The organism is Croceivirga radicis (assembly GCF_002072105.2).
GTDB lineage: Bacteria > Bacteroidota > Bacteroidia > Flavobacteriales > Flavobacteriaceae > Croceivirga > Croceivirga radicis.
The window spans coordinates 164864-187437 of the sequence record NZ_MTBC01000008.1 but is presented as its reverse complement, the minus strand read 5'-3'; the positions used below and the strand labels follow the sequence as shown (position 1 = coordinate 187437).

The 22574-nt window shown below is 37.1% G+C and carries 18 protein-coding genes; 11 read left to right on the top strand and 7 right to left on the bottom strand.

What is annotated here, in order from left to right:
* The first annotated feature begins 116 nt into the window (after window positions 1-116).
* The 5 genes from BUL40_RS12580 to BUL40_RS12560 are packed head-to-tail and all read left to right on the top strand — an operon-like array spanning window position 117 to window position 4982.
* Complete coding sequence (locus BUL40_RS12580; protein ID WP_080319528.1) at window positions 117-1412, top strand: polysaccharide deacetylase family protein; 1296 nt, start codon at window positions 117-119, stop codon at window positions 1410-1412.
* Window positions 1405-2094, top strand: a complete 690-nt coding sequence (locus tag BUL40_RS12575; protein ID WP_080319527.1) for a YjjG family noncanonical pyrimidine nucleotidase — start codon at window positions 1405-1407, stop codon at window positions 2092-2094. Before BUL40_RS12580 ends, BUL40_RS12575 begins: the two co-directional genes overlap by 8 nt.
* A 60-nt stretch (window positions 2095-2154) precedes the next feature.
* Window positions 2155-2691 (top strand): hypothetical protein, encoded by a 537-nt coding sequence (locus BUL40_RS12570; protein WP_141239669.1) that lies wholly within the window; start codon window positions 2155-2157, stop codon window positions 2689-2691.
* Window positions 2688-4151, top strand: a complete 1464-nt coding sequence (locus BUL40_RS12565) for a DUF5723 family protein (protein WP_080319526.1) — start codon at window positions 2688-2690, stop codon at window positions 4149-4151. Before BUL40_RS12570 ends, BUL40_RS12565 begins: the two co-directional genes overlap by 4 nt.
* Window positions 4152-4169: 18 nt before the next feature.
* Complete coding sequence (locus BUL40_RS12560) at window positions 4170-4982, top strand: hypothetical protein (RefSeq protein WP_141239668.1); 813 nt, start codon at window positions 4170-4172, stop codon at window positions 4980-4982.
* Here BUL40_RS12560 and BUL40_RS12555 read toward each other — a convergent pair.
* A complete protein-coding gene (locus BUL40_RS12555; RefSeq protein ID WP_080319524.1) occupies window positions 4979-6259 on the bottom strand; it encodes a replication-associated recombination protein A in 1281 nt (426 codons plus the stop codon). The genes BUL40_RS12560 and BUL40_RS12555 overlap by 4 nt on opposite strands.
* Before the next feature lie 81 nt (window positions 6260-6340).
* Between BUL40_RS12555 and BUL40_RS12550 the strand changes: the two genes are divergently transcribed.
* Entirely contained in the window at window positions 6341-7072 is a 732-nt protein-coding gene (locus BUL40_RS12550) for a rhomboid family intramembrane serine protease (RefSeq protein ID WP_080319523.1), read from the top strand.
* Here the strand turns inward: BUL40_RS12550 and rlmB are convergent.
* The 6 genes from rlmB to BUL40_RS12520 form a co-directional block, all read right to left on the bottom strand.
* On the bottom strand, window positions 7069-7806 hold the full coding sequence (gene rlmB, locus BUL40_RS12545; RefSeq protein ID WP_080319522.1) for a 23S rRNA (guanosine(2251)-2'-O)-methyltransferase RlmB: 738 nt from the start codon (window positions 7804-7806) through the stop codon (window positions 7069-7071). The two genes, BUL40_RS12550 and rlmB, sit on opposite strands and share 4 nt — an antisense overlap.
* A 45-nt stretch (window positions 7807-7851) precedes the next feature.
* Window positions 7852-8607, bottom strand: a complete 756-nt coding sequence (locus BUL40_RS12540; protein WP_141239667.1) for a hypothetical protein — start codon at window positions 8605-8607, stop codon at window positions 7852-7854.
* Between the two features lie 112 nt (window positions 8608-8719).
* A complete protein-coding gene (locus BUL40_RS12535; RefSeq protein WP_080319520.1) occupies window positions 8720-12061 on the bottom strand; it encodes a VCBS repeat-containing protein in 3342 nt (1113 codons plus the stop codon).
* A 91-nt stretch (window positions 12062-12152) separates the two neighbouring features.
* A complete protein-coding gene (locus BUL40_RS12530; protein WP_100169608.1) occupies window positions 12153-13055 on the bottom strand; it encodes a hypothetical protein in 903 nt (300 codons plus the stop codon).
* Window positions 13056-13067: 12 nt separating this feature from the next.
* Window positions 13068-14729: a SusD/RagB family nutrient-binding outer membrane lipoprotein gene (locus BUL40_RS12525; protein WP_237705649.1), complete on the bottom strand. Its 1662-nt coding sequence runs from the start codon at window positions 14727-14729 to the stop codon at window positions 13068-13070.
* A 53-nt stretch (window positions 14730-14782) separates the two neighbouring features.
* A complete protein-coding gene (locus BUL40_RS12520) occupies window positions 14783-18028 on the bottom strand; it encodes a SusC/RagA family TonB-linked outer membrane protein (protein WP_080319519.1) in 3246 nt (1081 codons plus the stop codon).
* A gap of 459 nt (window positions 18029-18487) precedes the next feature.
* On the opposite strand from BUL40_RS12520, the gene rpsL reads away from it, so the two are divergent.
* The 5 genes from rpsL to rplC all read left to right on the top strand — a co-directional run bounded on the left by rpsL (window position 18488) and on the right by rplC (window position 22573).
* Window positions 18488-18862, top strand: coding sequence for a 30S ribosomal protein S12 (gene rpsL, locus BUL40_RS12515; protein ID WP_010519393.1), 375 nt, complete (start codon window positions 18488-18490; stop codon window positions 18860-18862).
* A 19-nt stretch (window positions 18863-18881) separates the two neighbouring features.
* Window positions 18882-19358 carry a 30S ribosomal protein S7 gene (rpsG, locus tag BUL40_RS12510; protein WP_010519394.1) on the top strand — a complete coding sequence of 159 codons (477 nt, stop codon included), beginning with the start codon at window positions 18882-18884 and terminating at the stop codon, window positions 19356-19358.
* Window positions 19359-19365: 7 nt separating this feature from the next.
* A complete protein-coding gene (gene fusA, locus BUL40_RS12505; RefSeq protein WP_010519395.1) occupies window positions 19366-21492 on the top strand; it encodes an elongation factor G in 2127 nt (708 codons plus the stop codon).
* A gap of 11 nt (window positions 21493-21503) precedes the next feature.
* Entirely contained in the window at window positions 21504-21809 is a 306-nt protein-coding gene (gene rpsJ, locus BUL40_RS12500) for a 30S ribosomal protein S10 (RefSeq protein WP_010519396.1), read from the top strand.
* A 146-nt stretch (window positions 21810-21955) separates the two neighbouring features.
* Window positions 21956-22573, top strand: coding sequence for a 50S ribosomal protein L3 (gene rplC / locus BUL40_RS12495; RefSeq protein ID WP_010519397.1), 618 nt, complete (start codon window positions 21956-21958; stop codon window positions 22571-22573).
* Window position 22574 lies beyond the last annotated feature (1 nt).

The window sequence follows — 22574 nt, the reverse complement described above, 5'->3', positions numbered from 1 at the left end:
CATCAACCATCAACCATCAACCATCAACCATCAACCATCAACCATCAACCATCAACCATCAACCATCAACCATCAACGCTTCTATCTCTACGATCTTTAATGTACCTTAGCAATCTATGCTATTGATATATACCCATAAGATTACCAACAGATTTACCTATACCATGAACCAGGTATTGGGTAGAATTTTGGGTTTAGAGCTTGGTTTTACTACCAAAGTAGAAGATTTTATTAAGCATAATGGTCCTAAAATAACGTATACCAAACAGCCTTTACAGAACGAATTTTTTATACGTGCCAACGACCTTTTGTTTGAGCAGGGAATTAACGATATAGAGGTTAGGGTTAAGCAATGGCAAGATGTGCCCTGTTTTTTTGAAACAGATGAAAGAAGCAGCATTCCTTTTGATATTTTTTCGGCCAGCTTTTACCTATTGAGTAGATATGAAGAGTACTTACCTCATGTTAGGGACAGTTTAGGTCGTTTTCCACCAGAAACAAGTTTGGCTTTTCAACATAAATTTTTAGAGAAGCCCGTGGTAGACTTGTGGGCGCTTCAGTTTTTAAACGTTTTGTTAGAGCGTTTTCCAGAATTGGAGGTAAAAAAACGGAATTATGTTTTTACCCCAATTATTAATGTTACCACATCTCACATATTTGCAATGCGTGGCTTGGGGCGTACCTTGGGCGGTTTGTTCAAAGACCTATCTGGCTTTAGGTTTGCTCGTGTGTTAAAACGAATTTCGGTTTGGATAAACCCTAAAAAAGACCCCTATGATAATTTTTCCAAGCTGTTAGAAATTCATAAGAACTATTCTTTTAAAAGTATGTTTTTCTTTCAGTTTGCGGCCTATTCAGAGCATGATAAGAACATTTCTATTCATAGGACCGGTTTCCGCTATTTAATAAAGTCGGTTGCAGACTATAGTATTGTTTCCTTAAGTGCGAGTATGGCTGCCGGTGATAATTTAAATGCACTTAAAGAAGAGAAAAGGCGTTTGTCTCAATTAATTAATAGGCCTATTAAATATTCTAGAATGCGGTATAATAGGGTTATGGTACCACAGACCTATAGGAATCTTGTTGCGGCAGAATTTACCGATGATTTTTCCATGGGGTATACCCATCACCTAGGTTTTAGGGCGGGTACCTGCACTACGTTCTATTTTTATGACATTAATCTAGAAGTACAACAGCCCATAAAGGTGCACCCGTTTGCAGTCTGTGATTATGCGTTAAAACGCTACAAAAAACAAAGTGCCGCATTGGAGGCCATGGACAAGCTATACCACCAAGTAAAACTAGTTAGGGGTAATTTTAATTTGGTGTTTTCCAATGAATTGTTTGGCGAAAAACAGCAAATACACTGGATAAATTTATATAAAGCGGTTTTAAAAAGATACTATGTATAGAGAGGTGGTTACCGATGTTTTTTTTGACTTGGACCATACCCTTTGGGATTTTGAGAAAAACTCTGAACTAACGTTTAAAAAAATTTTTGAAGAGCACGATATTCCCGTTTCGCTTCCCGAATTTTTAGTGGCTTATGTACCTATAAATTTTGCTTTCTGGAAGCTGTTTAGAGAAGAGAAAATTTCCAAAGAAGACTTGCGCTACCAACGTCTAAAACAAACCTTTGATAAAATTGGTTTTAAAGCTACCGATGCGCAAATAAATACACTGTCAGAAGGGTATATAGCCCATTTGTCTAGTTTTAACCACACTTTTCCGGGAGCGCATGCAATTTTAGAGTATTTAAGGCCAAACTATAAGCTGCATATTATTACAAATGGTTTTGCCAATGTTCAAGAAAAGAAACTTAGAAATGCCAACATCTTGGATTATTTCTCCGTAGTGGTAAATTCTGAAATGGCGGGTGTTAAAAAACCAAACCCAAAGATTTTTACTCTGGCCTTGGAAATGGCAAAGGTACCCGCAAATAAATCAATAATGATCGGGGATAGTTTGGAGGCAGACATCTTAGGAGCCAAGGCATTAGGCTTGCATGCGCTACATTTTAATGCCCATAACGAACCCAAGCACAATGTTTGTGATATCATTTATGATTTAAACGAAATAAAAAACTTTTTATAGAGTTATAGTAGGGTACACATGGGTAAACATTGTTACCTATAAAACCTAGGATTACACGCTATGAAAACCATTTTAATTTTTTGCTGTTGTTTGTTATTGATGGTATCCTGCTCTGAAGAACAAGATTTTAATCAAGTAGACGACCTATCGCTACAGCCTTCTTTAGCATCCAGTTTGTTGTATTTTGAATCTAATGAGGATACTATGAATGCCGCTGGTACTGGCGTGTTCTTTTCAGAGGTGTTTACGTTTGAGGCCTTTAAAGAAAAGTTTATTGCGGATGAGGTTGTAGAAGGTACTATTACGTATCAAATAGAAAACACGACCAGTAAAAGTTTGGGTTTGCTTATAGAATTTTTAAATGAGGCAGATGTTGTCTTGTACCAAGAACCGTTTGCAATAGAACCACAACCTACGGCAGCTTTAGAACGTCAGGTTAATTTTGGCCCAAATGGTGAGTCTTTGGAAATTCTTAGAAATACGGCAAAAATTAGAATCAGTGCTACTAATGAAGGGGATGGTAGTAGCCAATCTACCCTAACCGATCCAAAATTGGTATTTAAGTCTAGTGCTACCGTTGTATTGAATGTAGAATGAAAAAGATAAACGTACTATTCTTTTTAGTTGGATTGGTATTTTGTACGGCCCAGAATAAAGCTGTATTGTATGATTTTTATGAGGTGCCGCAGGCGTTGCTATTAAACCCTGGCGTAAAAGCCCCTTACAAATGGCATGCTGGTGTTCCCTTATTATCAGGATTTTCTATGCAGGCCGGTACTAGTGGTGTAACGGTTAATGACCTTTTTGCCAATGATGGTGTAGATTTTAATACCAAAATACGTGAGCGTGCTATCTACAGCATGTCACAACGAGACGAGTTCAGCCTTAGTGGTCAATTAGAGTTGTTTACAGTTGGGTTTAGGGGAAAGAACAATCCAGATAATTATTATTCTTTTGGAATGTACGGTGAGGGTTTCTTCTCTCAATTTTGGCCGCAAGATTTGGCTATTTTGGCATTCGAGGGAAATGCGACTAACATAGGTAGGCGTTTTGATTTGAGCCATCTTACCAATCAGGGTGAAGTGGTAAACGTACTACATTTTGGAGTAAATAAGCGTTTAGATGAGGACTGGACCATTGGGGCCAGAGCAAAATTATACAGTAGTGTGCTTGAGTTTAAAACCAAGGGTAATTCAGGTTATTTTGAAACTACATTAGGCGAGCAAAATATTTTAAGAAATACGGTAGTGGCAGACCTTTCTTTAGAAACTTCCGGGCTACAGGAATTTATAGATATTATAGATGAAGACAGCAATACCACACAGGAAGATTTAATTAATAAATTTATTTCTCGTTCTTTATTTGGTGGTAACCTGGGTTTGGGTTTTGATGTTGGATTTACGCATAACCTTAGTGCTAACACCTTGGTTACTGGTAGTCTATTAGATGTTGGTTTTATTTACCACAACAATGCGGTAAAAAACTATTCGGTAACAGGGAGCGCCAATAATGAAGGTTTGGAAATTATTTTACCAGAAGATTTAGCCAACTTTAATACAGATTTGTGGCAAGAATTGGTAGACGATATAGAAGAGCAAGTAGATTATACTACAGATGCGTCTTCTTGGGTCTCGCTTCGTCCCGTAAAACTATATGCATCTATTAGGCATAATTTTGGAAATACTTCTACTAAAACAGTAAGAAGAGATAATTGTGGTTGTGCTTTTAATGGGGCTGGTAGTTCAGGTAGCTCACAAAATATTGACTACAAAAATGCAGTAGGTGCGCAGTTATTTATGATCAACAGACCAAAAGGACCGCAGGCTGCATTAAGTGCTTTCTATCAAAAGCGGTTGGGTAATATTTTAGCGTTAAAGACTACCTATACAATAGATAAATATTCCCTGTCCAATATTGGTTTGGGATTAAATTTTCAAGCAGGTCCTGTCAATTTTTACATTATGGGAGATAACCTATTGGGTTATCGTAATGTAGCAGATAGCCACTATGCATCTTTACAATTCGGATTTAATATTCTATCTTGGAACGATAATTGATTTCAAGAGCATATGAATATGAAGAACATACTTTTTGGCCTGTTTTTATTAACAGTCCCTATGTCGCTAAGCGCGCAATTTAATGATTACAAATACATAATTGTTCCTAAACAATTTGAATCTTTTAAAGAAGTTAATCAATATAACACTAGTACCTTAACCAAGTATTTGCTAAGTAATTACGGCTTTAATGTTGTTTATGATGATGCCTTGCCTTTAGATCTTAACGTGAATAGATGCTTAGGGTTAACCACGGTGTTGAATGATCAATCTAACATGTTTACTACTAAAGTTTCTTTACAATTTAAAGATTGTAACAATACCGTAGTATTTGAAACTTTAGATGCAAAAAGTAAAATTAAAGAGTACAAAGACGGTTATAAAGAGGCAATAACAAAGGCCGCGCAACAATTGGCGGGTATAGGCCACAATTACACGCCCAAACAAACGGAAACAGTTACCCTTAATTTCAAGGATGATGTAAAACAACTTCCTACAACTACCCAACAAGAAGCAAAAGATAACACCAAATTACCGGTAGATGTTGAGCAGTCTCAAGGTAAAGAACCTGCAAATAGCACTGCCAATATTACCACAAGGGCACAGGAAGCTACTAATCCTGATGTCTTGTATGCACAACCCTTAGAGAATGGTTACCAATTAATTGATAGTACCCCACAAATAGTTTATGTGCTAAAATCTACTAGTGCACCAGAAGTGTTTATGGTTAGTAAGGATGGTAAAAATGGGGTGGTTTTTAAGGATAATGGACAGTGGTACGTAGAATTTGATGGCGATAAAGCCCCTAAAGCGATTAACATAAAATTTTAGAAGTCGTATTTATCTTTCCATCGCTTTTTTAGAAAATCGCGCATGGCATTTTCCCTGGCATTATTGCCCGGCTTATAGAACGTGGTTCCAGAGAGTTCTTCTGGTAAGAACTCTTGTGCTACAAAATTATTGTCATAATCATGGGCGTAAGCATAATTTTCTCCATAACCTAAATCTTTCATTAGCTTGGTAGGTGCGTTGCGAATGTGTAACGGAACAGACAAATCTCCGGTTTGTTTTACCGCCTGCTGTGCTTTGCCAATGGCCATATAGCTTGCATTACTTTTTGGGGAACTTGCCAAATAAGTAGCACATTGTCCAAGTATAATCCGAGCCTCAGGATAGCCTATGGTAGTAACCGCTTGGAATGTAGCATTGGCCAAAACCAATGCGGTAGGGTTTGCGTTACCTATATCTTCAGATGCTAAAATGAGCATTCGCCGGGCCAAAAATTTCACATCTTCGCCTCCTTCAATCATTCTGGCCAGCCAGTAAACAGCGGCGTTAGGATCACTACCTCTAACAGATTTTATAAAGGCCGAAATAATGTCGTAATGCTGTTCTCCAGTTTTATCATAAAGCACAGTGTTTTTTTGAACTTTGCTTAAGACAAGGTCATTTGTGACTCTTATGTTGTCCGTTGCTTCAGAATTTATGATAAGTTCAAAAATATTGAGCAATTTTCTGCCATCCCCACCAGATAACCGTAATAGGGCTTCCGTCTCCTCTAATTTGATGTTTTTTTTAGAGAGGATAACATCTTCAGTAATCGCCCTATTCAATAATAATTCTAAATCTTCTTTTCCAAAAGGGTTAAGAATATATACTTGACATCTAGATAGTAATGCAGGTATTACCTCAAAACTTGGGTTTTCCGTGGTGGCACCTATTAAGGTTACCCAACCTTTTTCTACCGCTCCAAGTAAAGAATCTTGTTGTGATTTGCTAAACCGATGAATCTCGTCTATAAATAATATTGGATTTTTAGTAGTAAATAATCCACCACTTTGTTTTGCTTTTTCAATAACTTCTCTTACCTCTTTAACACCGCTACTAATGGCGCTTAGGGTGTAAAATGGCCTGTTGCTTTCTTCGGCAATAATATTGGCAAGCGTGGTTTTGCCCGTTCCTGGTGGTCCCCATAAAATTAATGATGGTATGGTGCCGCTCTTTATTTGTTGGTAAAGTGCGCCTTTTTCTGTACCAACCAAATGTTGTTGGCTTACATATTCAGTTAAATTTTTAGGCCTAATTCGTTCTGCTAAGGGTTCGCTCATATTGCAAAATTAGAATAATTTAGATGGATGACAATTTAGCAGTAAACCTAAAGTTGGACTTCTTATTGTACCGTCAATACTATGAAAGAGGAAAACTATTTTAAGTTTAGTTTAGGGCAATTAATTCCGCCTTTGTTTGGCATGTTGCTTATTTGGTTCGTGTTTTGGATAGAGGTGAGTCAAGGAATCAATCTAAATAAATTTGGCGTGTTACCTAGAACGTTAAGCGGCTTAAAGGGTGTATTGTTTTCACCGTTAATCCATGGTTCTCTAGAGCACTTGTACAACAATACCTTGCCGTTAGGCATTCTTTTAACCGCCTTGTTCTACTTTTACAGGCAGAAAGCATGGAGGATAGTCCTACTTGGATGGCTATTTAGTGGCTTGTTAACTTGGATAATAGCCAGGTCTAATTACCATATTGGGGCAAGCGGTTTAATTTATGTATTTGCTAGTTTTATTTTTTTCAAGGGAATATTTCAAAAACACTATAGGTTGATAGCGCTATCTTTGGCCGTTGTTTTTATTTATGGTAGTCTATTATGGTATATTTTTCCAATAGAAGAAGGCATTTCTTGGGAAGGACATTTATCTGGTTTTATTACGGGTTTACTACTGGCGAAACTTATTAAAGTAAAGACGCCGGAAACCAAAAAATATGAATGGGAAAAGGCAGATTACAAAGAAGAAGACGACCCTTTTTTGAAACATTTTGATGAAAACGGCAATTTTATAGAAAAGTTACCAGAGGAACCGCTAAATGAAATATCTGTAAACTACGAATACAAACCTAATAAAGAAAAAACGGATTAAGCTAAGCGTTGTCTAAGGGCCTCATATAAGAATACGCCGCAAGCCACAGAAACGTTCAATGATTCTATTTGTCCCATTAAGGGTAATTTGGCTTTGTGGTCTGCTAATTTAAGAATGGAATCGCTAATACCTTTATCTTCTGCACCCATTATAATTGCAGTTGCACCGGTAAAATCTACATCATAAATAGAATGGTCTGTTTTTTCGGTTGCGGCTACCAATTTAAAGCCAGAAGCTTGTAAATAATAAATGGCATCTTTTAAATGGTCTGCCTTAGCAATAGGAACGGTAAAAGCAGCACCTGCACTTGTCTTTACAGTATCGCTGGTAATAGGTGCAGAGCCACTCTTGGGTACTACAATTGCATCTACACCAACACATTCTGCCGTTCGTATAATAGCCCCAAAATTTCTAACATCTGTTAGTTGATCCAACAGCAGTATTAAAGGGCTTTCTTTTCCTTCTAGTATTTGTTCGATTAAGGTATTGAAATCGTGAAAGTCTACAGGTGCTATTTGGGCTATGGCACCTTGATGATTGTTTTGGGTAATTCTATTTAGTTTTTCCCATGGCACGTAAGAAGCACTAATGTTTTTTTTGCGGATTAGGGTTTCCAATTCTGAGAATAATTCTCCTTTTAATCCTTTTTGTAAAAAAACCTTATTAATACTTTGGTCGGCTTCTATAGCTTCCATAACCGACCTAATACCATAAACAATGCCCTCTTTTTTCATAGAGGGCAAAGGTATGTTAAATATTGTTGCTGGTTATAAAAAATATTAACTCGCAGTGTGGAACTCATTATTAAGAAAGTTAACAATAGACGTTAGGTCTTCTTCATTTCTTATCTTAATGTTGTTTTCTTTTAAATAAGCTTTAAACTTGGCTTTTTCTTCATCGGGGAGTAATTTAATTAATTTTCTATTACTCAAATCAACAGCTTCTATTTTATTTCTTCCTTCTAATTCGAGATAGTATTCTGTAAATTTTGAAAATCTAGCAGGTATGGCTGGTACAAATGAGTTCTGGGATTTTTGTCCTTCTGTGAATTTAACATCTACACGCTTGTATATTGAGTATTTTCCATCAACTAATTTTGTCAAATATCCATTTTGAGTAAGCCCTTTATCATCAATAAAAGTTTTAAAGCTCATGGGCTTATTATTAACCCTTATAGATATTTGTTTGTCTCTACCTAAAGCTTGGATACCTTCACCTTCAATGTTTTGACGTTTTATTTCAATTTCTTCGTTGTAGGCGTTATACCTGTAGAATATCAAGCCTAAGTCTTCATTTTTATAAAATAAATTGGTGGGTAAAAATAGGTCATGGGTATAGGGTGAACCTTGAAATTCTTCCTTTTTGTAAGTTAATTTTGCTTCGGCTTCTTGCATAGGGCCAAGAACCGCATTTAATTGTGCATTGGCATCTGCCCCAGATGTGGCAGTGGAACCATAATTAGCAATTTGCCCACTTGTTTGTGCCTTAATTGTTATCATCGCCAATAGGGATAATGTAGTAAACAGATATTTCATAATTGAGTCGTTTTGGTTAAAGCTATAAAAAATACTTAATTAGCTAAAATTCAAAGATGTAAAAATTAAAATTTTATAGAATATAATAATTTCTAAAGTCTGATTTTAACAATTATTGAATTAAGGAATCCAATGCAAATACTTCAATAGTATCATTGTTTCTTAAACTGAACAGATAGTTTTTTTCTTTAAGTTGAAAAGAATGTAATTGCTTTACATTTCCGTTTAAATAGAGGCCTGTTTGGGACTGTGGTACTACGGTGTAATTATCTGTACCATTGGATAATAAAATTTGTCCACTAACCGCATCTAATCTAGGTGTCTCTACTTCTGTTTCGTAGATGTTCCCTCCAATAATTAAATCTTCAAAACCATCCTTGTTCAAATCCATGTTAACTGTTGACAATATTGGGTGTAGCTGGGCTAGTTTGGGTAAAGATTGGATTTTAAAACCGTTATTGGTGTTCAATAGTAATAGTGAGTTGAAAGTAGTGGCTGTTGCTTCATAAGCGGTTGTTAGTTTGTCGCCATAAATGTCTATTAAATTTGCATTAGCAAAACCAGAGTAGGTCTCAAATTTTTCTTTTATAAACGGCATTTGCTGAGAAGAACATTCCCTGCCTCGAACAGGTACATATTGTCCTTTATATTTTTTACTTAAAACAATATCAGGAGTTCCATTATCATCAAAATCATTGGTGTACACCTTGAACGGTTTAGTTTCGCTAGCAGAAAATTTAATGTTATGACCAATATTTCCAACTATATAATCTGGTTTGTTATCATTGTTAACATCTGTTTCGGTAATTGAAAAATACCATCCTTTTGGGTTTTCTTCTTTACTCAAGGGGCTGGCAAGCTTAAATGTCCCATTTTGATTTTTAAAAAAACCAATTTCAGTCCACTCTCCCACAGCAATGAAATCCATTTGTTTGTCATTATCAAAATCGGTGACAAGGATATCATTGATAATACCAAAATTTAATAAATCAGGACTATGCGTTTCGGTTACATCAACCAAAATACCTTTTCTATTTTCATAAAGTTTGGAAGGGGCAGGTATTGGATAATTTTGTGGTTTTATTCTATTGCCCACAATGATGTCCAAATCTCCATCTAAATCAAAGTCGATTGTCTTTACAACTTTTCCGCTCTCCGGATTACTTAATAAATTAGGTTGGTTTGATTTAGTGAAATTTCCCCTGCCATCATTTAAATAGATGCGATCCGCATAGTATGAAGAATATGGGGAAAATTCATTTCCTCCACTTACAACATACAAATCTAAATCCCCATCTAAATCTATATCTAAAAATGTGGATTGGATATCCTCATACAATTTATCTTCTTCAAATGCCTTTTGCTGAGATAAAATAAATTTGCCGCCATTGGTTTGAATAAAAATTTGTGCAGATTGTCCAGATGCACCACCAATAAAGATATCTTCAAGTCCATCATTGTTTGCATCTGCGGTATTTGCGTAAGGGCCTAAATTAGATTGTTTGTAGGGAAGTAAGATTTCAGTATCAAAATCATCATATGTATTTTCTTGATGTTTAAAGTTTAAGCCTAATGCCCCTGTATTTACTTTGTTGTTTACATATTTTGAAGTTAGTCTTTTAGAATTATCGATAGAAATATCTTTAGCTTCTAAAAGAATGGTTTGATTGGCTTGAATAGCTGTTTTAATTAATTTACTTCCATTGGGCCATATGGCCACTAATGAATCAATAGTGGTAATAGTATCAATGCCAAAATGAGCAACGTTTTCTTGTGCCGAACGGTAACCTCTAACCCGGCGGTTTTCTATTAATTGTTTCTTATTGTTGTAGGATATGGTAATTGTAGGATAGGTATCTGCCAATTCATTGGATGGTTTTACTCTAAGATAGTTGCCAGAGCCAGTTTCCATGGTGGTGTTTTTATAGATAAAAGCCTCTTCATCCATATTGTTCACAATTAAGTCCATATCACCGTCATTGTCTAAATCACCTATTGTACTACCGTTACTGAATGAAAAATCTGCAAGGCCCCATTTAGCAGCAGATTCTTTAAAGTCTAATTTGGTTCTATTCTCGAAAAGAATGTTTGGAAGTTTTTCAGAGGGCATGGATTCATACAATTGTTTTTTTATTGCTAACGGAATGTTGTTCCTGTATTTCTGTTTAGCTTCAAAAACCTTTCGTTGTAAGTCATTATCTAAGGCGTACCTTCTATATCCATTGGTTATATAGATGTCTTTATCTTCGTCATGATCAAAGTCTTGTAATAAAACAGACCAACTCCAATCGGTACTTGCGGTTTTAGTTGCATGTGAAATATTACTATATAAATTATTGCCAAGGTTTAACTGCAGGGTGTTGTACATGTATTGATGGTGAAAACCTGCCTTTTTGGTTAGGTAGTCAAACCTCTTAGTATTCATAGAAGCCATTAAGGTTTTAGAACGAACATGATCGTTTGCCGCCATGTCCAGGACAAATATGTCCTGTAATTGGTCATTGTTAATGTCGGCAACATCCATGCCCATACCATAAAATGAGATTTGATTGGTATATTCTTTAATACGATCAGTAAAAGTTCCATTTTGATTATTTATAAATAGGGCATCAGGTAAATAATAATCACTTGCAATGTAAAAGTCCAACCACCCGTCTGTGTTAAAGTCAGAGACTGTTACCCCTAAACCAAAAATTGCCCTGTTTATTCCCGCTTTAAAAGTTACGTCTACAAACTTTCCAGCTTCTTGTAGGTATAAATGTGAACTATTGCTATGAAGCGTTTTTGGGTCTTTACTAACTATTCTGTTTAAATTAATGGGGTCTACTCCATATAGTTCACTTTCATTCATAACTAAGCAGTCTAAGTCGCCATCGTTATCGGCATCAAAAAAAACAGATTGTGTGCTTATACCTGTATCTGCCAATCCATAGGATTCAGCGGCTTCTAAAAATGTATTGTCTTTTTGATTGATGTATAATAGGTTTTTCCTTTTATCTCTAGGGAAAGGGCCGCCTTGAGAGACGTAAATGTCCATCCATCCATCCTCATTGATGTCTACGAAAGTGATACCGTTGGACCAATTTTTGCCAAGATTAATATTAGCTTTTTCTGAAATATCTTTAAACTTGAAATCGCCTTGGTTTAGGTATAATTTATTGTTTACTTGGTTGCCAATAAAGAAAACATCTAACAATCCATCGTTATTTAAATCTTCTACTCCAGCACCAGCGCCATTATAGAAGTAATCATAATTGAACAGATTTTCATTGGTTGCCAAGTTTTCTTTGATGGAATTTGAAAAGGTAATTTGGCTATGATCTGATGCTATTTTTTCAAAAACGGGTTTGTGTACGGATTCTATATTATTAATGTCTTTTTTGGGTTCTTTCTTACAAGCGTTAAGAACAAACAATAATAACACTGTAAAGCTAAGGGGATTTAATTTTTTCACAAATATTGAGGTTTGCGGTAATTTGTTTATAACTCTGTAAAAATAAGAAAAGCCCAGTAAAACTGGGCTTTTAAAGTAAGTTATGCTAATGTTACAAGTCTAAGCTTGTATTGCAATAATCTAATAGTTCTACACCTGCTGTATGATCAGGAGCCAAGTCCAAAATCGTGGTACCTGTAGAAGAAGTAACTTGATACGTAATTTCTTCATCCCAATCCCCTGAATTGAAAATGATAGAAATTGCTTGAGCTCCTTCTGGAACATCTAGAGTTACTGTAGATTCACTACCGTCTGCCATTGTAATGTTGGTTACTTCTCCATCTATAGTTACGTCAAGAGAAGCACCGTTCCAACCATCTCCGTAAGAATCTTGCAAATCAAAAGTCCACGTACCAGCACTTGGTGCAAGTGGTGGGCATACTACTACCGCAGTGTACAAGAATGGAGAGCTAAAGAAAGAACCAGTTAAAGTACCAGAGTTATCTGCAAACGAATATCTACGACCATCGTTTAAAACTAATTCAAATCTAACTCTTAACTGATCTCCTCCAGTTACAAATATGTCACTTTCTTCTAAATTTAAAGCAGAAAGCATTGCTGGTAAAGCAACAGAGAAAGATGTTCTTGGTAAACCAAATTCTCCAGTAGTGAAAGTAGAAGCGTTTAAAGTCTCATATAAAACTTCTTCTCTAACAATTCTATCTGTTTCATTCTCTGTATCTTCAAAAGTATTATCAACAAAGCCTAAATAAACCTCAATGGCATCTACCAATGTCCCATTTTGTTGGTCTTGTACTTCTAGATCTACTTCAAAAGTATAGTCTGATGCGCCAATTGGAATTTCGTTCGTTTCAAAATTCACCGTTCTTAATATGGCTCCACGTGTTTCGTTGTCAAAAATTTCATCAACAACGTTATCACCTTCTGCACAGCTAGCTACTAAAAGCGCTAAGCCTGCTAAAATTCCGGTGTTTTTTATAAAAAAGTTTTTCATTTTTTTCATTATTTAATTAGCAGGTGGGAAAGCTGGACTTGCAGGATTTGTATCCCAAAATACTTGCCCTTCCAAATTGTCTTTTTGTGTCAAATTTGGGTTGTTCAACACCTCGTTTTGAGGTAGCAAGAAGCTTCTTGGGAATGCTCCTGGATCTGGCTCCCAGTTTGGCAACAAAGTGGTTGGGTAACCTGTCTTACGATAGTAATTGTAGGCTTCTGTTGCACCACCAAATAATGTTGTAAAGTATTGTTCTGCAAAAATGTTTTCTTGATCATCTCCACTTGCAGCTAAGAAATCTGCAACGGTATCATCAATATAATCCGCTACTTCTTCTTCCGTAGGTGCCATTGATAGGTCTGCAGAACCATCTAAAGAACCAAAAGTTTGTACTTTGGCAATGGACTTTTCAAGACCGCTTCTTAAAGCTTCAGCTTTGTCTGTATCTGTCGTAGCCATTTCACCAATCCAGAAATCTACATATGAAGCTAAAATGATAGGTTCAATACCAGCGCCACCGCCACCAAGTCCTAAGCCAACTCCTTCAAAACGACTATCGTCGAATAATCCTCCTGCAGGATATACACCAACAGCTGTTCTTGTAAAGTTATCCGGAGGTGTTCCTTCATCATTACCATGAGATCTACCCCAATAACCATTATCTACACTACAATACGTATAACCACCGTCTATATAGTGTTGTGGAGGTGTTACAAACGAACACGCAAGTGTTTCTTCATTTGCATCAACAGGGTCTCCATCAACATCCAAAGCGCCTGGTGTACCATCAACTTGTCTGTAGAAATAGTAACGTATTCTAGGGTCCTCATTTTCCAGCATTGTTTCCATCATCCAGTTAGACTGATAAATGTTAGCTCCGGAAGCTGTATAATCAGTAGCATAGTCTGGATGTCTATCATCTGGCTGTAATTCACTTGTGCCATAGCTTATCTGAAAATCATCCTCCGAGTCCATTATATAATTACCTGCATCTACAATAGCATTAAAAGCTGAAGTATTACCCGTGTTTTTATAAGAACGTAATCTTAAGGTATTGATAAGCTTAATCCATTTTTCTGATTCACCAGAGTAGAAGAAATCTTGAGCTCCAAGTGTTTCAGGATTTGCATTAAATAAAGATTCGGCTTCGTTAAGAAGTACAAAAGCGGCATCATAAACCGATTCTCCACTGTCTAAATTAGGAGCAGGAAATTCTAAAGGTTGCCCTGCCTCAGTGTAGGTGGCACTTCCTAAAAAGTCTACTAATTGAAACAAAGAATGGGCGTATAGTGTTTTAGCAACAGCAACATGGAAGCTATAGTCAATATCACTTCCTGCATCAATGTTTTCTAATGCCTGTAGGTTGGTTAAAATACCAACATTTACAAAATCACCAGCACCATTACCTCCAGAGCTGTATGTTCTTGACCAAACACCGTTTAGTGTGTTACCAGGTAAGCCATTAAAATAATTACGGTTTCCAAAATAGTCAATACGAGTTAACTCTGCTGCGCGATCAGCCAATGTTTGCTGATTGGTAATATATGCAAGTTGAACTGAATTCAAAAGCAAGTTTGGGTCACCTGCGGTAGGTGACAGGTCATTAGGACTTACTTGTAAGTCCAAGTCGGTCGTTTCGCAAGCAGTAAAGCTTAATACTGCTAGAAGGACCATTGGTATATGTTTGATAAAATTTTTCATAATCAAAATATCATTAACAATTTTTATTAGAAGGATGCTTTAACACTAATTCCGTATCTTCTAGAACTTGGCCCGTTAATAAAGTCAAACCCTCTACCGTTACCTACACCAACACCTTGAACGTTAGGGTCAAAATTGGCACCGTCTGGCATATTGTAAGCATCATACCATAAGTTAAACCCTTGTGCGGTTATGGTCAAAGATCCAAAAGGAGTTTTGTCCAAGAATTTTGAAGGGAAAGAGTATCCTAAAGAAACCTCTTGTAAGCGAATTACAGAAGCATCGTATATTCTAGTCTCTGTTGGCCCAAATAACAAGTTAGAAAAGTAGTAAGTAGAGTTGTTGATTTGAGTGTTATTAGGAGCGCCGCTTTCAGTTACACCAGGTAAGATGTAAGTGTCTAATCTATTTGCGGTTTCTTGAATTAAACCTCTACCTAACAATACGGCAGTAGTACTAGATAACATGTCTCCTCCTTTTACATGGCTAACTTGGAAGCCAAAATTCCAGTTTTTGAAACGTAGCGAGTTGATGAAGTTCATGGTGTAATCAGGAATTGCATCTCCAATGATTGGTACATTTCCATCTGCATCTTGTTCAACAACTACATAGTTACCGGCGCTGTTTACAAGAAAGTTTCCATTGTCATCTCTTCCAATTGCAGTACCTACTATTGTTCCTAAAGACTCCCCTTTAATAGCTGCGTTAGAACCTCTGAATAAAGCTCCGCCTTGAGCCAAAGAACCTGCATAGAAAATAGCATCTTGTTCTTGTTCTGTAACGGTTTCATCATTCGCAAAGAAATTCACTTTAGAATTCCATGAGAAGTTTTCTCCCTTAAAGATATCTATGCCCAAATCAGCTTCGAAACCTTTATTTACAATCTCACCAACGTTACCCTGGGTAGTAGTAAATCCAGTTGCTGGAGATAATGGAATATCTACAATCAAATCATTAGTTGTTCTATGGAAATACGTGAAATCCAAGGAAACACGATTTTTTAAGAATTTAGATTCAAAACCAAATTCCAACTCCTCTAATAATTCTGGCTTTAAATCAGGGTTTGCTTGGAAACCACCAATTTGGTTGGTAGTTACTGAACCTCCAGAGGCATCAGTAAATATCTGTGTGTTTTGCTCTGTAACACCAAAAATTGGATATCCTGTTGGGAAAGTTGCAGATGTACCATAACTACCTCTTAATTTAAGGAAATTCAATCCTCCTTCAGATCTTAAACCACTAATAGCGTTAGTAGGTAAGAAAGATAAACTTACACCAGGATATGTTTTACTATTATTTTCAGAAGTTAAGTTAGAAACCCAATCTTTTCTAGCAGAAACATTTAAGAAAAGATAATCATCATAATCAAATGTAGCTTGAGCTAAAAGACCAATAATATTCTGCTTCTGTGAGAACTGGATAGGGGATTGGTTTTCGTAGTTAAAGTGTCTTTTAATTCCGTATACAATTTGCCCGGTAGAACTAACACCACTTTGATCAAAAATATCTGATCTAGAAGTTGCCCCTGCAATGAAAGACATTCCTAACTTTTCGGATAAATCATAATTACCGTTAATGGATAAAAAGTGATCCCAGATAGAGTTGTTGTTATCATACGTATCATAGAAACCGAATATAGCAGAGTTAAATTCAACACCACCTTTATTAGATCCGTTCATGTTACGCTCGTTATAGAAATCTAAACCAGACCTCCAATTAAGTGTCATGTTATCGTTTAGTTGGTAAGCAAGTGCTAGGTTCCAGTTAAAACGATTGGTTAGCTGTCTGTAAGTAACATTCTTGGCAGTCCATCTTGGGTTTATGATGTCATTACCATTTCTATAATAAACGGAACTACCATCTATTGGGTTTTCAAAAGGTAAACCCATTAAATCTACACTACGAGGTGTAAACAAAACGTTACCATAAACCGAAAGACCATCGGTACCATTACCTCTACTCGCCGCAATTGGTGGAGTTTTATAATCTGTTCTTGCATAGTTCATTGTTCCAGTAATAGTGAACTTGTTAGAAAGGATAGATTTCCCCCCTAAGGATACGTTGGTTCTGTTTAAACTGTTTCCAGGTGTGAAACCAACATCATTTAAGTATCCTACGTTAGCATTAAAGCTAGTGTTCCCATCTTCGGAACTTCCGTTTACGTTTACAGAGGTGTTCGTAACATATCCTGGACTAAAAAATTCTTCTACACTATCGTAAGGTTTCCAGTCGTAACGTGTTCCCTGTAATTCTGGGAAGGCGTTTCTTGTAGCTGCCACCGCAGTAGTAGAATACGGGTGTTCTAGGGTTCCATTATCATCAATTGCTGGTTGGTTTCCCCATCCTGCTACACCACCTCTTTCAAAACTTGGTCCCCAGTTACTAAAGAACCATCCAAAAGACTGGTCAAAACCGTTACCAAAATCGTCTTGGTAATCTGGTAAAGACGCGTACTCATTTGTAAAGTAAGATTGGCTTACCGTGATTTCAGTTTTCTTAGGGCCGGTTTTTGCAGCTCCAGCTTTAGTAGTAATCAAGATTACACCGTTTTTACCTCTAGTACCGTACAATGTAGCTGCTGCTAAACCCTTTAATACTTCAACACTGGCAATGTTGTTGGGGTCAAGGTCTAAGAAACGAGAACCTTGAGTGGCACCGCTGATAAAGCTGCCATCATCACCGTTTACACCTGCATTGGTGTCATTACTAAAAGGAATGCCGTCTACAATAAATAATGCTTGGTTACTTCCGCTAAAAGAACTTAAACCACGAATAGTTACGTTGGTAGCAGAACCAGAAGCACCGCCAGCGGATGTAATGTTTACACCGGCTGCTTTCCCAGAAAGTACCCTTGCAACATCACCTTCTGCTCTCTGTTCCAGATCTTCTGAACCAACAGAGGTTACTGCGTATCCAAGAGCTTTTTTCTCTCTTTTAATACCTTGGGCGGTTACAACTACTTCTTCTAGTGCCTGCGCATCTTCTACCATTTGAACATTAATGGAGTTGCCAGCACCTACGGTTCGCCTAGATGGCTTTTGGCCAATGTACGTGAACAATAAGGTTTGTCCAGTACTGGCGGTGATGGAGTAGTTTCCATCAAAATCTGTTTGGGTACCATTGGAGGTACCTTCAACGACAATGTTAACCCCAGGCAGCGGAAGCCCATCGGCATCCGTAACCGTACCTGAAATCGTCTTGTCCTGTGCAAAAGTAATGTGCACGACAAACGCCAATAGAAGCGTTAAGATTCCACTTAATTTTGTTTTCATTTTAAAATTATTTGAATTAGCTGGGAGCTAAAGTCATAAATTCATGTTAATAATCCAAAATAAGATCATTAAATTTTAAGAATTAGTTTGAATATTTGCTGATTAAAAATAGAAAGGGGTTAACTTGATAATTTGCTAAATATTAGCGTTTAAATTATCATTTCCTCAAAAACCTTATTAAATTCTGTTGTTTTGCTGTGATGTTTGTTTCTTAAGTAAAACTTAAAATCAGGAAATATAACCTTTGAATTTATGTTAAAAAGAAAAGCTGATCTTGAGCTTTTGTTTTGAAATGGGTGATGCTAAATCTTCAAGTTGATTTTTATCTGTAACAAAGCCTTTACTTAAAGCAAAATTATTTATTGGTAAAATATTTCTTGCTGTATTTGAATAAATTAGAATTATTACTACATTTGCAGCCCTCAAAATGAGGGTTATATAAAATAATATAAGTATTTAATGCCAACAATTTCACAATTAGTAAGAAAAGGAAGGAGCACAATTACCAAGAAGAGTAAATCGGCTGCTTTGGATTCTTGCCCACAAAGAAGGGGTGTTTGTACGCGTGTGTACACTACTACACCAAAGAAACCTAACTCTGCAATGCGTAAAGTAGCAAGGGTAAGGTTGACAAATGGTAAAGAGGTAAACGCATACATCCCGGGAGAAGGGCATAATCTTCAAGAGCACTCGATAGTATTGGTAAGAGGTGGAAGGGTAAAAGATTTGCCTGGTGTTAGGTATCACATTGTTCGTGGTGCCTTGGATACCGCTGGTGTAGCGGGTAGAACTCAGAGAAGGTCTAAATATGGTGCAAAGCGCCCTAAAAAGTAATCAACTTTAGAAAGTAGTAATGAGAAAAAGACAGGCAAAGAAAAGACCGTTGTTGCCGGATCCAAGGTTTAATGATCAATTGGTAACACGTTTTGTTAATATGATGATGTGGGACGGAAAAAAATCCGTTGCATTCAAGGTTTTCTATGATGCTATTGATATAGTTGAGGAAAAAAATACAGATGAGGAAAAGACTGCTTTAGAATTATGGAAAGATGCACTTTCTAACGTGATGCCTCATGTTGAGGTGAGGAGTAGAAGAGTAGGTGGTGCGACATTTCAAATTCCTATGCAGATTCGTCCAGATAGAAAAATTTCTACTGCCATGAAGTGGTTGATTAGTTATGCCAGAAAGCGTAATGAAAAATCTATGGCTCAGAAATTGGCCGCAGAGATTTTGGCTGCAGCTAAGGAAGAAGGTGCTGCAGTTAAGAAGCGAGTTGATACACATAAAATGGCAGAAGCCAATAAAGCATTCTCACACTTCAGATTTTAATTAACCCATGGCTAGAGATTTAAAACTTACAAGAAATATAGGTATTGCTGCGCATATTGATGCGGGTAAGACAACTACTACTGAGCGTATACTTTTCTATACAGGTGTTAGTCACAAGATTGGTGAGGTGCATGATGGTGCTGCAACTATGGACTGGATGGAGCAAGAGCAGGAGCGTGGTATTACCATTACTTCAGCTGCTACAACTTGTACATGGCAGTTTCCTACAGAGCAAGGGCAACCTACTGCAGATGCAAAAGGATATCACTTTAATATTATTGATACTCCTGGTCACGTAGATTTTACCGTAGAGGTTAACCGTTCGTTACGTGTTTTGGATGGTTTGGTATTTTTGTTCAGTGCTGTAGATGGTGTTGAGCCACAATCAGAAACTAACTGGAGATTGGCTGATAATTACAAGGTGCCAAGAATGGGCTTTGTAAATAAAATGGATAGGCAAGGTTCTAATTTCTTAAACGTGTGTAAGCAGGTTAAAGAAATGTTGAAGTCTAATGCTGTTCCTATTGTTTTGCCAATTGGTGAAGAGGCTGATTTCAGGGGTATTGTGGACTTGGTTAAAAACCGTGCTATAGTATGGCATGATGATAACTTCGGTTCTACTTTTGATGTTATTGATATTCCAGAGGACATGAAGGAAGAGGTAAGTGAGTATAGAGCTATGCTTATCGAGGCTGTTGCGGAATATGACGAGACATTAATGGAGAAATTCTTTGAGGACGAGAATTCAATAACCGAGGATGAAATACATGCAGCGCTACGTGCAGCTGTTATGGATATGAGTATTATCCCTATGGTTTGTGGTTCTGCTTTTAAGAATAAAGGAGTTCAGTTTTTATTGGACGCTGTGTGTAGATATTTACCTTCTCCTCTAGATAAGGATGCTATTATTGGTGAAAATCCAGATACGGGTGCAGAAGAGTCTAGAAAGCCGGACCCAAAAGAACCTTTTGCTGCATTGGCGTTTAAAATTGCTACAGATCCATTTGTTGGTCGTTTGGCATTCTTTAGAGCTTATTCTGGTACTCTAGAGGCTGGTTCTTATGTTTTGAATAACCGTTCTGGTAACAAAGAGCGTATTTCTAGAATTTATCAGATGCATTCTAACAAGCAAAATGCTATTGAGCGTATTTCTGCTGGTGATATTGGTGCTGCGGTAGGTTTTAAAGATATTAAAACTGGTGATACCTTATCTGATGAGAAACACCCTATCGTGCTTGAGAGTATGGAGTTTCCTGATCCGGTAATTGGTATAGCGGTTGAGCCTAAAACAAAGGCAGATGTGGATAAGTTAGGTATGGCTTTGGCTAAATTAGCTGAAGAAGATCCAACTTTCCAGGTTAAAACGGATGAGGCTTCTGGGCAAACCATCATCTCAGGAATGGGTGAGCTACACTTGGATATTATTGTAGACCGTCTTAAGCGTGAGTTTAAAGTTGAGGTTAGTCAAGGGCAACCACAAGTTGAATATAAAGAAGCACTTACGGCATCTGCTGACCACAGGGAAACCTATAAGAAACAAACTGGTGGTCGTGGTAAATTCGCGGATATCGTATTTACTATGGAGCCTGCTGCTGAAGGAGAAACCGGGCTTACTTTCGTAAACGAAATTAAGGGTGGTAACATTCCTAAGGAATATGTTCCTTCTGTAGAGAAAGGTTTCAAAGAGGCAATGAAAAATGGTCCTTTGGCAGGATTTGAAATGGATAGTATGAAAATTGTTCTTAAGGATGGTTCTTTCCACCCTGTAGATTCTGATTCTCTATCGTTCGAATTGGCTGCTAAATTGGGTTACAAAGTTGCTGCTAAAAAAGCAAAAGCTGTATTGATGGAGCCTATAATGAAATTGGAGGTTTTAACTCCAGAAGAGAATATGGGTGATATTGTTGGGGATTTAAACAGAAGAAGAGGTCAGGTAAACAATATGTCTGATCGTTCTGGAAGTAAGGTAATCAAGGCGGATGTGCCGTTATCTGAAATGTTTGGTTATGTAACGTCTTTAAGAACTTTATCTTCTGGTCGTGCAACTTCAACAATGGAATTTTCTCACTATGCAGAAACTCCTGCAAACATAGCAGAGGAAGTAATTAAAGCAGCAAAAGGAGTAACAGCTTAATTTATCAGAAGATGAGTCAAAAGATTAGAATAAAATTAAAATCTTACGATCACAATTTGGTGGACAAGTCTGCTGAGAAAATTGTGAAAACCGTAAAAACGACAGGTGCTGTGGTAACAGGTCCAATACCTTTGCCTACAAATAAAAAGATATTTACAGTGCTAAGGTCACCACACGTTAATAAGAAGTCTAGAGAGCAATTTGAACTAAGTTCGTATAAAAGATTGCTTGATATTTATAGCTCTTCTTCCAAAACTATTGATGCTTTAATGAAATTAGAGCTTCCAAGTGGTGTAGAAGTCGAAATAAAAGTGTAAATTTGCACGCCCTTTAAGAAAAAGGGGTCACATGTCCCGAGCTGCGTGCAAGGGAAAAACGGGAAAAAAGAAAAAACTGGGTCACTAGAAATTTTCTTTTGACCCAATTTTTTTAACGAATAGAACAAGTAAAATAAATAATAATTATGTCTGGGTTAATTGGAAAGAAAATCGGCATGACCAGCATCTTTGACGAGAATGGGAAGAACATTCCTTGTACCGTTATTCAAGCTGGACCTTGTGTCGTTACCCAAGTCAGAACCGAAGAGGTAGACGGGTATAGTGCCCTTCAGCTCGGTTTCGATGACAAGGCAGAAAAGCGTGCCAGCAAAGCTGAGCAAGGTCATTTTAAAAAGGCCGGCGCATCGCCTAAAAAGAAAGTCGTTGAGTTCCGTGATTTTGAAGGAGAATTTAAATTAGGTGATACTGTTGGTGTTGACTTATTTACTGAAGGTGAATTCGTTGATGTTGTAGGTACGTCTAAAGGTAAAGGTTTTCAGGGTGTTGTAAAAAGACATGGCTTTGGTGGTGTTGGTCAGGCAACTCATGGTCAGCATAACCGATTAAGAGCTCCTGGTTCTATTGGTGCGGCATCTACGCCTTCAAAGGTTGTTAAAGGTCTTAGAATGGCCGGTCGTATGGGTGGAGACCGTGTAACGGTTCAAAACTTAAGAGTGTTAAAAGTTGTTCCGGAAAAGAATCTTATTGTTGTAAAAGGGGCTATTCCTGGGCATAAGAATGCTTACGTAACCATAGAAAAGTAAG